This is a genomic window from Salmonella sp. SSDFZ54, assembly GCF_004010735.1.
GTDB classification, from domain to species: domain Bacteria; phylum Pseudomonadota; class Gammaproteobacteria; order Enterobacterales; family Enterobacteriaceae; genus Salmonella; species Salmonella enterica.
Window position 1 is genome coordinate 2,313,308 of the sequence record NZ_CP034819.1, and the last position, 12,202, is coordinate 2,325,509.

General features: G+C 51.5%; 15 protein-coding genes. All 15 read right to left on the reverse strand.

The window, feature by feature from the left end:
* Positions 1-127: 127 nt before the first annotated feature.
* On the reverse strand, positions 128-1,675 hold the full coding sequence (locus tag EOS97_RS11545) for a DUF6056 family protein (RefSeq protein WP_023165900.1): 1,548 nt from the start codon (positions 1,673-1,675) through the stop codon (positions 128-130).
* Positions 1,675-2,604, reverse strand: coding sequence for a glycosyltransferase family 2 protein (locus tag EOS97_RS11550; protein WP_000703634.1), 930 nt, complete (start codon positions 2,602-2,604; stop codon positions 1,675-1,677). The genes EOS97_RS11545 and EOS97_RS11550 overlap by 1 nt, the downstream gene beginning before the upstream one ends.
* On the reverse strand, positions 2,601-2,963 hold the full coding sequence (locus EOS97_RS11555; RefSeq protein WP_000593184.1) for a GtrA family protein: 363 nt from the start codon (positions 2,961-2,963) through the stop codon (positions 2,601-2,603). Before EOS97_RS11555 ends, EOS97_RS11550 begins: the two co-directional genes overlap by 4 nt.
* Before the next feature lie 327 nt (positions 2,964-3,290).
* Positions 3,291-4,013 carry a phage baseplate assembly protein V gene (locus EOS97_RS11560; RefSeq protein WP_000679389.1) on the reverse strand — a complete coding sequence of 241 codons (723 nt, stop codon included), beginning with the start codon at positions 4,011-4,013 and terminating at the stop codon, positions 3,291-3,293.
* Positions 4,014-4,022: 9 nt separating this feature from the next.
* Positions 4,023-5,066 (reverse strand): phage late control D family protein, encoded by a 1,044-nt coding sequence (locus EOS97_RS11565; protein ID WP_000818143.1) that lies wholly within the window; start codon positions 5,064-5,066, stop codon positions 4,023-4,025.
* A complete protein-coding gene (locus EOS97_RS11570; protein WP_001269716.1) occupies positions 5,054-5,263 on the reverse strand; it encodes a tail protein X in 210 nt (69 codons plus the stop codon). Before EOS97_RS11570 ends, EOS97_RS11565 begins: the two co-directional genes overlap by 13 nt.
* Positions 5,263-6,216 (reverse strand): phage tail protein, encoded by a 954-nt coding sequence (locus EOS97_RS11575; RefSeq protein ID WP_000271430.1) that lies wholly within the window; start codon positions 6,214-6,216, stop codon positions 5,263-5,265. The genes EOS97_RS11570 and EOS97_RS11575 overlap by 1 nt, the downstream gene beginning before the upstream one ends.
* Positions 6,216-8,582: a phage tail tape measure protein gene (locus tag EOS97_RS11580; protein WP_001262487.1), complete on the reverse strand. Its 2,367-nt coding sequence runs from the start codon at positions 8,580-8,582 to the stop codon at positions 6,216-6,218. Before EOS97_RS11580 ends, EOS97_RS11575 begins: the two co-directional genes overlap by 1 nt.
* A 96-nt stretch (positions 8,583-8,678) precedes the next feature.
* Positions 8,679-8,807 (reverse strand): GpE family phage tail protein, encoded by a 129-nt coding sequence (locus tag EOS97_RS27495; protein WP_001185654.1) that lies wholly within the window; start codon positions 8,805-8,807, stop codon positions 8,679-8,681.
* Positions 8,767-9,084: a phage tail assembly protein gene (locus EOS97_RS11590; RefSeq protein ID WP_001003638.1), complete on the reverse strand. Its 318-nt coding sequence runs from the start codon at positions 9,082-9,084 to the stop codon at positions 8,767-8,769. The genes EOS97_RS27495 and EOS97_RS11590 overlap by 41 nt, the downstream gene beginning before the upstream one ends.
* A gap of 51 nt (positions 9,085-9,135) precedes the next feature.
* Complete coding sequence (locus tag EOS97_RS11595; protein ID WP_000907495.1) at positions 9,136-9,660, reverse strand: phage major tail tube protein; 525 nt, start codon at positions 9,658-9,660, stop codon at positions 9,136-9,138.
* A complete protein-coding gene (locus EOS97_RS11600) occupies positions 9,660-11,087 on the reverse strand; it encodes a phage tail sheath family protein (RefSeq protein WP_000729848.1) in 1,428 nt (475 codons plus the stop codon). The genes EOS97_RS11595 and EOS97_RS11600 overlap by 1 nt, the downstream gene beginning before the upstream one ends.
* Positions 11,077-11,274, reverse strand: a complete 198-nt coding sequence (locus EOS97_RS11605; protein ID WP_000875314.1) for a hypothetical protein — start codon at positions 11,272-11,274, stop codon at positions 11,077-11,079. The genes EOS97_RS11600 and EOS97_RS11605 overlap by 11 nt, the downstream gene beginning before the upstream one ends.
* Entirely contained in the window at positions 11,271-11,726 is a 456-nt protein-coding gene (locus tag EOS97_RS11610; RefSeq protein WP_000449435.1) for a Gp37 family protein, read from the reverse strand. The genes EOS97_RS11605 and EOS97_RS11610 overlap by 4 nt, the downstream gene beginning before the upstream one ends.
* Before the next feature lie 159 nt (positions 11,727-11,885).
* Complete coding sequence (locus EOS97_RS11615) at positions 11,886-12,200, reverse strand: membrane protein (protein ID WP_000777266.1); 315 nt, start codon at positions 12,198-12,200, stop codon at positions 11,886-11,888.
* Between the last annotated feature and the right edge of the window lie 2 nt (positions 12,201-12,202).

Consider the following 12,202-nt stretch of genomic DNA (forward strand, 5'->3'; position numbering starts at 1 on the left):
TAAAGCGCTTTAAGGAAATAATTGATGGCGGGGTCAGAATGTGTTTTGCCCGGCGGCGCTTCTGCGCTTACCGGGCCTGTGTTGATACACATTTTGTTAAATGGCGAAGATCGCGTTTTACGTAAAGTTAAAATGAAATTGCTGTAATTTCACCTTTGCCTACAGAAGCGTAGTACCAGAATTCATCATTGATTTCTGCGTGCTTCATTTTCTCAACTGGAATCGTTTTCTGTCGTCCATTAACTGAGAGTGTGATCGAACCCGTTAGCTGCTCCCGGCTGATAATAGCGAAATCCCCGCGGGTGTTGCTATAAGCCGTCGTTTCATTGGGAAGGCTGTGCTTCGCTCCATTAGCGATTACAGAATAATCAAAATTGATTTTCTTTTTGAAAATAGCTTGTACATGATAATACTCGCCGTAAACAGCAGGATCATGGAATAAACCAAAATGACCACCGCTATTTTGCAATTTGACGAAATAATAGTCAGGGATGATAAACTCCTGCTTACCTGCCGCTATTTCTTTAGTAATGATTTTTTGTCTTACGATTTCCTGTCCGGCCGTTTTTTTATAACCGTTAAGCATCAATGAATAGGACCAAAGGAATACGATACCACAGAGGACAGTCACGGCAGTTACGCCTACGACTCCAGCCTTAACGCCACTTTTCAACAGGGCGTAAGCGATGAAGGAGATAGCTAAAAGGAAAAACATAAACGTACCGTTCATAACCCGATCGGGGTAGGACGGCGACGCGAACATGATTAAGGAAGTGCCAATACCTATACATACGACTAACGCAGCGCAGATAAGGGACGTTTTATCAATTTTGGCGCGAATCTGCTTATTGAATATGACCAGTAAGACCAGCAATAACAAAACAACATAAGCTATCCAGATCAGCGCCAGATGGTTATGAACGCGTTCTGTTAAGTGAATGAAAATACGTTCAAAAATCGGCCTTCCATACCAGAATTCTTTGCCGCTGGCGCGGATGAAATTGCCCGGAGAAAGTATCAATACGCATGAACCTGCGATTGCACAGAGACTATAAACTATCTTATTGCGCGAAACAGATTTGTTTTGCCATAACTCGTATGCAATGGCCAGAACAGAAATAAGCGAGACGAAAGGTGAGACGCTTTCATTGGAACAGCCTGCCATAAAACTTAGTAATGCAACCCACGGGCTGATCGCTTTACTGTTTTTTATTGTTATGGTGTAAAAGAAGAACAGCCATGCAACAACGAACAGATTCGTCCACAAATAATTCGCAGCACCAACGATCCAGAAAGTGGTTTGACCCAAATTCGGGTTCGAAATCCAGTAAGTGAAGAATATTAGTGGGAATAATAAGTAGTCGGATTTATTCCAGCGTAATGTACCTGAGGGTGTCTTCACAATGAAATAACAAAATACCAGTGTCGAAACGGCAGCGCTGATGGAATACACGAGTTGAGAACGTGTATACAGGATGAGTGCGCTGGTGTAATCAGCTATAATCCTGCCACTCCATGTCATATAATGATGAAAATGTGATTCCGGCGAAATTCCTAAAAGGTAATAGCGGTAATCATCAGAGTGAATGGGGGTATACCATTCAATAAGAAAAATGGCCAAAAAAGCCAGTAGTATCATCGCCGTTTTCGGTAATATCTTGAGCATAGTAATCATTATTCCATCATTGTTTTTTTGTTTTTCACGATATAGCGAGGCCTTTGCTTTACCTCCGTGTAAACGCGTCCGATATATTCACCCATGATGCCTATGCCGATAAGCTGGATGCCGCCTAAGAAGAGAATCGCGGTCATAAGCGAAGGATAACCAGGAACAGGGTTTCCCCACATCAATTTATCAATGATCATCCACATGGCATATATCAGGGAGAGGGCAGAAACGCTCACTCCTATATACGTCCAGATACGCAAAGGGAAAGTAGAAAAACTTGTAATCCCCTCCAGCGCCAGGTTCCAGAGTTTCCAGCCATTAAATTTTGAGCTACCTGCGACACGTTCAGCACGGGCATATTCGACAACATCTGTTTGACCTCCAACCCATGAAAGTATACCTTTCATGAAAAGGTTACGTTCTGGTAATAGCTTGATATTTTCTACAATCTCGCGCGACATCAATCGAAAATCACCGACATTCTCTTCAATCTTTGGCGTACTGATTTTGTTATGCAGCCTGTAGAACCACTCAGCGCTTTTACGCTTCAGGTGGCCATCCGTTGAACGATCGATACGCTTAGCCAGCACCATTTCTGCACCAGCCTGCCATTTATTGATCAAATGTGGGATTACTTCGATGGGATCTTGTAAATCAACATCGATAGGGATCACCACATCTCCGGTCGCGTAATCCAATCCGGCAAAAAGTGCAGGTTCTTTACCAAAATTGCGGGTAAATGAGATCGGAACAACAAGAGGATCGGCAACAGCTAATGCGCTGATGATTGATTCAGTCGCATCGTGACTCCCATCATTAACGAAGATAATCTCAACGTTATAAGGTTTAAGTGAACTGTATTCTCTGACCGTTTTATAGAAAATAGGGATCGCGTCCTCTTCATTAAAGACGGGAACCACTAATGAAATTTTCATTTCTCATTCCTGAAAACAATGAATCTGGAATATAAAAATCCGCAAATAAGGCTAATTGCGGAAAATACAATGAGCGTAAAAATGGGAGGCATAGCACACTTGTCGCCTGTCCATCCCACGACGGCGCTCAGCACGCCCATAAAACCGACGTACAGCAAATAACGTCCGGTTGATACGCTGGCTCCAAAGGTAAACCGGGCGTTAGCGAAAAAACTAAAACTGACAGCGACAGCAAAGCCCGTTACGTTTGCCAAAGCCTGACTTGTTTGAAATCCATAGACGCAAAGGGCAAAGATAGCCCAGTGCAAAGCAGTATTAAGTACGCCTATCGAAACGTACTTTATAAATAATTTTATCATTATAGCAATCAAGAAGTTGTAATTCAGCGAAGTCTACCAGACAAAACTGAGAGGATCATTCCTGAACAGCAGATTTTATGTAAACAGGGCGAAGTTAAAGTAAAAAATAGCGTTAGTTTTCCAATATACATATATGCAATATTTGCAGCGCAAAGTGATTACATTTTCATCGGAAATAGCGCGCGAAAAGGGACTAATCACGTTGCGCTGAAAATAAATATCCTCCAGCAATTTGCCCGGTGGCGCTTTTGCGCTTACCGGGCCTGTGTTTATGCACCTTTTGCAGGCTGGATAAGGCGAAGCCACCATCCAGCAGCAATTTGCAGGTTAGTGGGAGTGGTGGTTAGAGTTGCCGCCGTTGTCCATCAGCGTGCCGCTGGCGTTAACGTTGCCGAGGACATTCACGTTGCCCGTGATAACCGCGCTGTTTCCGACGCCGCCGCTACCGGCCATACCGCCAAGCCAGGTAAGTTTTTTCATCACGGTAACGTCGCCGGTAAAGGTGCTGAGCGGCGCATCGACGGTGACATTCAGCGCTTTAATGCCCGTATGGGGCGCTTCCACGTTGACATCTACCGCCTTGACGCCCACGGAGGTGGCCGCCACGTCTACGGTTTCTGATATCACCGTGACGTGCTGCGCCCTGATCTCTACTTGCGGTGAAGTAAGCTGCGTACGTTCCTTCACTTCAATGACGATTTTTTCTATGCCGCCGTTGACGGTGAGCTGGTGTAACGCACGGTCATATTCAAAGGCCGCGCCGTCGGAAAACTGCACGTAGCGCTTGTCGCGCGAGGCCAGCGGCGCGGTATCCACGCTGGAGTAGACCGCGCCCAGCACCACCCCATCCTCGCCGTTGTCGTCGAGCAAAACTTCCACCTGTTCGCCAATATCCGGCAACCAGTAATCTTTGTTGTCCTGCGTGTTGCGTTGCAGCACCGCAAGCCAGTTACTGCGCAGGTTATCGCACTCCGGCAGAGTGACTCTGACGCGCACGACCGCCTCATCAATATCACTGATAATGCCCGTCTGGCGGGTAACGCCTTTCATATTGTCTCCTTACTGGCTGGTTGCCGGTCCGCGTGAAATGTCGATTTCGGTAGTGTAGCCGCCGCTGCGCGTGAGTTTGTGCATAGATTTATCAATCAGCCACTGCCCGGAAAGCACGCCAAAATCGCTCAGTTCTATCTTGTTGCCCGCCGTCAACTGCGGGCAGCCCATCAAGCTGAGCGTGCCGGTTTGCTGGTATTCGTTGTGGCTGTCCAGCGCGGCGTTGGCTTTAGCCTGCGCCGCGCCGGTATCCGGAGCGCGACTGTTAATCTTCAGGGTATCGGCGCTGGTCGCCGCACCGCGCGCCGGGGCTTTTTCCTGGCTGTCATGGGTGTAGATAACCAGTTCTTTTTGCTTGCTATTTTGATGTTGCACGGTGGCGTTTTTGTAGATCCGGTTGATGGTATCTTTGAACGTGTAGTGCGAAATATCCGTCCGTCTGAACGTCTTCACCGGCGCCAGACAGCGTAGCGTCGGCAGATGCGAAAAGATCAGCTCCGTCGCCGTCACTTTCACGGTATAGCCATATTCACTCGCCAGCCGTTTGAGAAACGCCACATCGGTTTCGGCATATTGCGTGACCCGATCAATCGTCAGCGGCGCAATCTTGCCCGCCAGCGTTAAACCGTGTTTTTGCGCGATGCGACTGGCGATGGCGGAAAGCGTCGTCTCCTCAAAGCCCTGGCTGTTTTTGGTGCGTAGCGCTTTGCTGACCGAGGTAGCGATACCGTCGATATTGACCGTCGAAGGCGGCGCGCTGATATCAATTTTATCAATGATATAGATTCCGCAATCGAGCAGATCTTCGCCCTGGTAGCCCAGGCGCAGCGCCAGCGTGTCGCCTTTTCCTGGATACCATTCGTTTACCCAGCGCCCGGCGCTATCTTCCAGCGCAATGGCAATAACATCCGACTCGTTTTTAATGCTGTCGCTGTAACTGATGCTGGTGACGTAAGGCGCGATGTCGTAAGTGATCTCTTTATGTCCGTACCAAAGGGTAAAAATGGGCGTCAGGGTGGCGAACACCCCGCCGGATACCGTTATCTCAGCCATGGCGGTAGCTCCGGGGTCGTTTGCGTAACGCTGATAACCGGGATGATCAGCCGCACGCCTGACGGCAAAACCGGCATAATAGCGACGTGCGGATTGGCCGCGATGATGCGTTCGTAGGCCAGCGCATCGCCGTAATAGCGCCAGGCGAGATTATCCCAGCGTTCGCCGTCGGTAGTGACATGTTCAAGGTAGCGCATTACAGACTCCTCGTAATATCGGCGGCAGCAAGCTGGCTCACGTCAGGGGCGCTTGTTTGCAGCGTGCCGCGCGCCTGATTGACCAGCGTCGCGGCGCTGTCGTAAGTCGCTTCCGCGACGCTGCTGGTGATAGCGTCAAACAGCGATTCGGCGTGTTCGATAAGCGTGCCGGCATCGCCCGCGCATTCGCGGATCCCCGGCAGGCTGTCGATCAGTTCCTGCATTTTCGCCGCCAGCGCTTTCGGCAGCCCGGCCAGCGTTTGCAAATCCAGCGGCTGCTGGAACAGCGCGTCTATCGCGCTAATGGTTTTTTTCAGCGAATCGACGATATCGCCGCATTTTTCTTTCAGCGCTTTGGCTTCCTTCACCAGCTCTTTCGCCTGGGCGATCGTTTTTTTGATGTCATCAATGACGTCGGCCACCTCATTCATCATCTCTTTGGCTTCACGCATACCCTCTTCGACGGCGCTCAGCAGTTCATCGAACCAGGAATCGCTAACGTCGGGAAGCTCATCCAACATCTCGTCAATGTTCGGTTCCTGAGTGGTGATGGCCGGAGGCAGTAACGGACTCTTCGGATCGCCGGTGTACTCCTGTAGCGACAGAGTGCCGCCCTGGGCAATGACGTTACCGTAAGGATCGGTGTGTTGGTGGGTAGCGGTCAGATCGGTAATCACGAACCAGCCGCGATAATCGCCATTGCCGAACACCAGCGCCATCGCCTGGTGCGCGGTCATCGCTTCCCGCAGACGGTTCAGCTCGGTGGTCGGCTGGCAATACTGACTATGAAAGTTGAATTTCAGGGTGATTTTGTCCAGCTTATCGCCGATAAATTGCACGCCCGGTTTCCCTTCAATACGGGCATGGCTGGTATAATCCACGCCCATCGTGCTTTCAAATTCGTCCCAGTAAGCGACGACGTCAAATTCTATTTCGCCTAATACGGCATACATTATGCGTACTCCCGGCGCCGTTGTTGCGCCATGACATCGTTAATCATTCTCTCCAGCTCGCGTTTGCTCAGCGACAGCACGTTGTTGATATCTTTGGCGGCATTCGCGCCGTTTCCCTGCACGGTAACCTGCGGGGAAAAGTGTACCTGCACGTTGCTTTGCGCGCGGGAGGGCAGCGTATAAGGTTTCCCGCCGGATTTGCCGGGAAGCGCGGCTGGCGTCGGCGACGTGGCGGCGCTGTTCGTCTTCACAGGCTGCGGCGAGGCCATCGTTTTGGCCGTGGACGCCAGCGGCGTTGTCACCGCTTTCGCTCCCGATGCCAGCGGCGCGCTGGCCTGTTGCGCAACCATTGTTCCGGCAATACCGGGGACGGCGGCGGCGACAGACGGTATTTCAGCGCTGATACCCAGCGCGCTTTTCGCCCAGTCGGGGATCAGCGCTTTTATCTTCTCAATCGCCCCGTTCAGGAAAGGAAGCGCGTTCAGAATGCCATTGATCAGGCTATCCAGAATATTGCCGCCAAATTCGCTGAAGCTGGCGGGGAGTTCAATGCCAAACCAGTCCAGTACGCTGGCGAAGGCGCGGTAAAACAGCCCCAGCGGCGACCAGTCGAGAATCAGACGCGTGACGCCGGCAATGCCTCCGTCAAAGGCGGTTTTGATGCGCTCCCAGACTCCGGCAAAGAAACCGGAAATCGGTTCCCAGTAGCGATAAAGTAAATAGGCGGCGCCTGCGATAGCGGTAATAGTCAGGCCGACAGGGTTCATCAGCAGCGCCCGACCCAGCCAGATAAATGTCTGGCCGACCAGCCGTAGCCCTTTTATCAGGCCATTTCCCAGCAGCATCGTCAGGCTTTTCGCACCGTTGCCAAACGATTTCAGAACCGACAGCGCGCGACTGCCGCCGCCCAGCGCCAGACCGGCTTTGACCTTCAGGAAGATATCGATCAGGCGAATAAACGGTGACGCAATGAGGTTTGCTCCCAGCCTGAGAATATTCAGCGCCCCGTTGAACAGCCAGATAACGCCAACGACTTTGGCGACCCCTTGCACCAGCGCCGGATTTTCCCGCAGCCAGGCGCTGAACTGCCGCACCAGCGGCGTGATGTTTTGCGCCAGTTCGCCAATGGCGGGCATCAGCGCCAGGCCGACGGTCAGCCACAGATCGTTAAGTGAAAGTTGTAACGCTTTGGTCTGTTCTCCGGGCGATGTCATTTTCGCGGCGAAGTCATCATCAATAAAATGTTGCCCCGCCGCCTGCATTGCGGAGGCTTTTAGCTGGCGATATACGTCCATATTCGCCAGCATCGGGGCGAGAAAATCCCGCGTTTGCGCATCGCCGAACATCGCGCCAAGGTTAAATTTCTCCACCATGGCCTGTAGCGCGTCGCCGCGCGCGGAAAGATCCTCAATCTTCATGGTTTGCCTGAAGGTGTCGAGGATCTGCGGGTTCATTTTCTCCAGTTGCATCTGCACGATGTGGGCCATCGCTTCGGTGATGCCGATGCCGTTTTGCTGATGCTCCAGCAGCGATCCCTGAAGATCCACGCCCTGGCGGGCAAACCAACTGTCCGTCTCTTTCGAGAAGGTAGATTTCAGGAAATGGTCGAAATTCGCTGCCGCCGCGCCTGCGTCAGGGGCGTTTTTCATGGCGATTTGCATCGTTGCGGTCAGTTCCGCAATGCCTTCTTTCCCCTGAGCGCCGGTTTTTCCGGCAAAGGCGTTAATCCACTGGGTTTGTTCTGCAACAGAGCCGCCGCCGCTTTTTGCCACGCTGTACAGCATACTTTGCGCAAAACGGAAGTCGTCAGGGGCGATGTTCAGTTTGTCGCGAGTGGCCAGAGCCGCCTGCGCCCAGCTTTGCGCGCTGTCGCGGGAGGCGGTCGCGGCTTTGGCGATATCGGGCATGTAGCGGCTAAGATCCTGCAATGCGCTGACGCCGCCTTCGATCATCGTGGCGGCGGCGCTTTGCAGATCTTTTTGATCCTGATTGAAATCAAGGCTCCAGTCGCGGATATTCAGGCTCAGGGCGTCCCGCGCGGTGTTATCCATGCCGCCTTTCGCCGCCATATCGACCATGTTGCCCTGAAATTCGTAAGGCAGCTTCCAGTCGGGAGTCTCAACGTTCAGGAGCTTGCCGAGTTGTCCGGCGAACGTTTGTGTTTTTTCCAGCAACCCGGCGCGCTGTTTATCGTTCTCTTCCCGGCGAAGGGCGGAGTTAGCGAGCTGTTGCGTAAGCCGGGTGATTTTTGTTTGCTCAAAGCTGAGCGTGTGCAGCGTGCTGGCGTTGAGTGAGCCGTAACGGGCTATTGCCTGCGTCAACGTCTCATTACGCGCCTGAAGCTGAGTAATAATGTCGTTGGCCAAAATAGTGTCTCGTATAAGTTGCCCGGTAACAGGCTGCTTGCCGGAAAAAGGACAGGGAAGGAGTGAACCGGGCTTGGGTCAGGAAACCCGCAGGCATTAAGCCTGCGAGTCGTATTCGTGTTTAATTTGCGCGCTGGCTTCGTCCAGCCAGCAGGTAAAATCGTCAACCGACAGCGCGTCAATTTCACTGGGCGGAAAGCGAAACCACCTCGCCAGCAGCGCCATTGCCTGCCACAACTGCTGTGGGTTCTGTAGCCATGCTAAGCATGGCCTGAAATCGTTTCTGCAATGCCTGATAGTCCAGCAGATCCATTTCCGCCAGATCTTCGGCTACCAGCCCGGTCATAGCCGCCATCAACGGCTCATCCCACTCTTCCGGTTTATCGCTGGCGCGTCGCGCGGCGCGCATATCTTTTACCTTCAGGCGACGTAATTGCAGAACGTCGATACGTTCCCCGGCGGCGGAGGTAAACGGGAATTGCAGGGTATATTTTTCGTTCATGGTGTAGTCCTTATTCGTCGTGTTAAATTCGGGGCCGTAGCCCCGAAGTAATTAACCGCCAATATTATTGCGGTAGGCATTTAATTGATCCGTGCCATTTACGCGGAAAATATTCGCCAGATAATCCAGTTCAAGAAGCGTTTCACCGTCAACCACCTGTTTAATATAAGTGCAGCCGAAGGCGCTGCTGAATTCCGGGTTTTCATTCTGTTTAAACGTTCCCAGCGGGTTCTTTTTAAACATTACGGTCATATGCGTCACCAGCGCTAACTGATCCGCTTTACCCTGCGAGTTATAACAATCGATGCTGGAGCGGCACTGCAATGCCACCGCCTGCCACGGGTTTGCCGTTTTACGCATGACGTCGTGGTAAAATGAGTTCCATTTAATTTCACCTTCCAGTTTGTCAAAACCGGCAGGCAGTTCAATTTTACCGACCATCCCCAGCGCTTTATGCTCCTGCATAATCATGCTGATATCAGGCAGTTTAATTTCACTCGCGCGACCTAAAAGATTATTACCATCAAGATAAATATTGGCGTTGGTAATACGGTTAATTTGAATTTTTCCAGCCATTAGCGATTGCTCTCCAGAGAAACTAAATATTCAGAGGTAATTTCGGTTTCAAACGTCAGACGTTCCAGCGGCGGCGGCGGGGTGAATTTGTAGCTCAGCAACAGATGCCCGGCTGCCAGTTCAGTCTGTTCGTTACGCGCCGGGTCGTACCAGCATTCAAAGCCCAACAACGCGCCGTCGGCAATCAGCTTGCGACCCCAGGTGTTCACCGATTCGGTTAGCGCATCGATCAGCGCCTGGTTTATCGGCATATCCATATACTGCTGGCTGAAATAACGAATCGATTCGTTGATTACATCGCCGGTACGGCGCACGTTCTCAAAGTTACGCATATGAGTAACCGTCGGCCAGGCGGCGGTACGGTTACCCCACAGGCGCAAACCGGAGCCATAGCTGTTGAAGATGGTGGTGATGCCGTTTTCATTCAGTTGATTCACTTCGCTTTGCGGATCGTCGATCATCGCTGACAGCGAGCGCTCTACGCCGGTAATGCCCTGAATTTCTTGGTTTGAGTTGCTCCACCAGAAGCCTTTTTCCAGATCCACTTTGGCACGCAGGCCAGCGGCGCGGGAGGAGAGCGGCTCCAGGACTTCGCTGTCCGTCGCGCTGTCGTACACTTTAACGTGCGGATAGCACAGACGCGCGCGATCGGAACTGGTATTGAAGTTAATCGCCCCCTGCGGGCCGCGCCCTGCCAGAACCTGCTGGAAAGTCGTGCCGATGGGCGCATCAATGTAGGTAATGGCTCCCAGCGCTTCTGCCTGAGCGATAAGCTTAACGGCGACCGAGTTTTGCGTACAAAAGACCGGCGCAATCAGGATCTTTGCGTAAAAACCAAACTGGTTCCAGGTGTCCTGTAACAGCTTCATGCCGGTACGGTCACCCGCGGTGTTTACCGCGCCAATAATATCGGCGGCAGTCACTTTGGTGGGGTCCGCGTAAGTATAATTTACATAGGCCTGAACGCCGGGTTTCAGGTTGGTTCCCATGCAGGTGATTTTACCGGTCAGCATATCAATGGTGTAATCGGTGCCTTTGATATAAGCGTTTCCGGCGTTCGTGCTGCGGCCAATGTTCATCGTTTGCACGGCCCCGTGCTTGAGTTGAATCTGACCGTTGTCATCAACCTTCACGGTTTCACTGGGAATGGTACTTTTGTGTACCGCCGGATTCAGCACGTTAATCACCACGACCGTCCCCGCGCCGTGATCGTAGATCGCCTTCAGCGCCTGCGGGATGGTGAAATTTGCCAGGCCTGGGCCAAACTGCGCCGCGTCGCTTTCAGAAAGGCACAGCGTTGGCTGGTTAACCGGGCCGCATGGCGCGGTGCCGATCAGACCAATAACCGCAGATTTAACCGCCTTAACCGGACGTGGGCCGGTTTCGATCTCAATGGTCTCTACACCGTGCAGGTAATTAGCTGCCATGGACAATTTCCTCTTCATTAGTTTCTACTTCTTGCGTAACCACTGGCACCAGGTGACGGCGGGCAATCATGGTGATTACCCACTCGTTATCTTCCGGCAGCGAGATTTCGCTATTGGGCCACAGTAAGACTTCCTGACCGTCGGCGAGCGTGACGCCGCTTGCCGGGCCACTGTAGATATATTTCATTGAATTTCCTCATAATTAACGATTGTCAGCAGGGGGGAGTCCTTGCTTTCCTGTTCCGCGATAAACAGGGTGCTGGCGGTCATATCCAGGGCGTAACGGCAGAAGTTTGCGGCGTCGCCGATATATTTTTCGCTTTCCAGCCAGAGCGGACGATCACAGTCGGGAAGTTCAATGCCCCCCAACGAACGACGTAGACGATCCAGCGCGTTTATCGCGTCACTTATTTGCGGAACAATAACGGTGGCGGAAATCCGGATTAGTTGTTTTTGTACCGTGGCATTCGTATTTTCTGGGGCGGTAAAAACCGAACCGCAGTAGTGAATTAATACCGTTACCTGCTGTCCTGTTGGGATATATACTTTCGCATCGGTTGATGAAATATGTATATCCATATCAGGGTTTAATTCACGTAGTCTATTCGCCACGGTATGTATAACAGATAATGTTTCCATATACGGTTTTCCTTGATTTACCGGGAGAGATAATATTCTCTCTTCGTTATCGTTCAGACGTATTTTGATGTATCAGGCATCAGGCGTCTTTTAATCTCCTTTAGAGAAAAAAGTTAAAACAAATAAAAAATCCCCGGCGTATAAACGACGGGGATTTGTTTAATGGTTACCTCGTTGAATCAGTTCTATTTTGCTATATAGCGCATCCAGTTTTGCTTCCAGAACGGCCTGGCCGCGAAGATAATCCTCGCGGCGGACATAATGCAGCGGTAAATCGGCGCGAAATTCCAGAAATTCTCTCTCCAGCCTGGACCAGCCCGCTTCTGATTCGCGCCGGGCAGCTTCCAGTGCTTCAAAACGTTCATTCAGCCGTTTTTCAATTTGCGCCAGCAGCAATTTACCGGCAGCAAACATTAATCCAACAAACGAAAGTAAGAGGGAGATGACTTCCCAAAAATCGATACTGAGTTTCATTA

Bases quoted from the DNA above. Each gene is read 5' to 3' on its own strand.
- EOS97_RS11550 (WP_000703634.1), bottom strand. From the start codon at position 2,604: ATGAAAATTTCATTAGTGGTTCCCGTCTTTAATGAAGAGGACGCGATC.
- EOS97_RS11565 (WP_000818143.1), bottom strand. From the start codon at position 5,066: ATGGCTGAGATAACGGTATCCGGCGGGGTGTTCGCCACCCTGACGCCC.
- EOS97_RS11555 (WP_000593184.1), bottom strand. From the start codon at position 2,963: ATGATAAAATTATTTATAAAGTACGTTTCGATAGGCGTACTTAATACT.
- EOS97_RS11610 (WP_000449435.1), bottom strand. From the start codon at position 11,726: ATGGAAACATTATCTGTTATACATACCGTGGCGAATAGACTACGTGAA.
- EOS97_RS11575 (WP_000271430.1), bottom strand. From the start codon at position 6,216: ATGTATGCCGTATTAGGCGAAATAGAATTTGACGTCGTCGCTTACTGG.
- EOS97_RS27495 (WP_001185654.1), bottom strand. From the start codon at position 8,807: ATGGCGCTGCTGGCGAGGTGGTTTCGCTTTCCGCCCAGTGAAATTGAC.
- EOS97_RS11600 (WP_000729848.1), bottom strand. From the start codon at position 11,087: ATGGCAGCTAATTACCTGCACGGTGTAGAGACCATTGAGATCGAAACC.
- EOS97_RS11545 (WP_023165900.1), bottom strand. From the start codon at position 1,675: ATGATTACTATGCTCAAGATATTACCGAAAACGGCGATGATACTACTG.
- EOS97_RS11615 (WP_000777266.1), bottom strand. From the start codon at position 12,200: ATGAAACTCAGTATCGATTTTTGGGAAGTCATCTCCCTCTTACTTTCG.
- EOS97_RS11570 (WP_001269716.1), bottom strand. From the start codon at position 5,263: ATGCGCTACCTTGAACATGTCACTACCGACGGCGAACGCTGGGATAAT.
- EOS97_RS11605 (WP_000875314.1), bottom strand. From the start codon at position 11,274: ATGAAATATATCTACAGTGGCCCGGCAAGCGGCGTCACGCTCGCCGAC.
- EOS97_RS11590 (WP_001003638.1), bottom strand. From the start codon at position 9,084: ATGAACGAAAAATATACCCTGCAATTCCCGTTTACCTCCGCCGCCGGG.
- EOS97_RS11560 (WP_000679389.1), bottom strand. From the start codon at position 4,013: ATGAAAGGCGTTACCCGCCAGACGGGCATTATCAGTGATATTGATGAG.
- EOS97_RS11595 (WP_000907495.1), bottom strand. From the start codon at position 9,660: ATGGCTGGAAAAATTCAAATTAACCGTATTACCAACGCCAATATTTAT.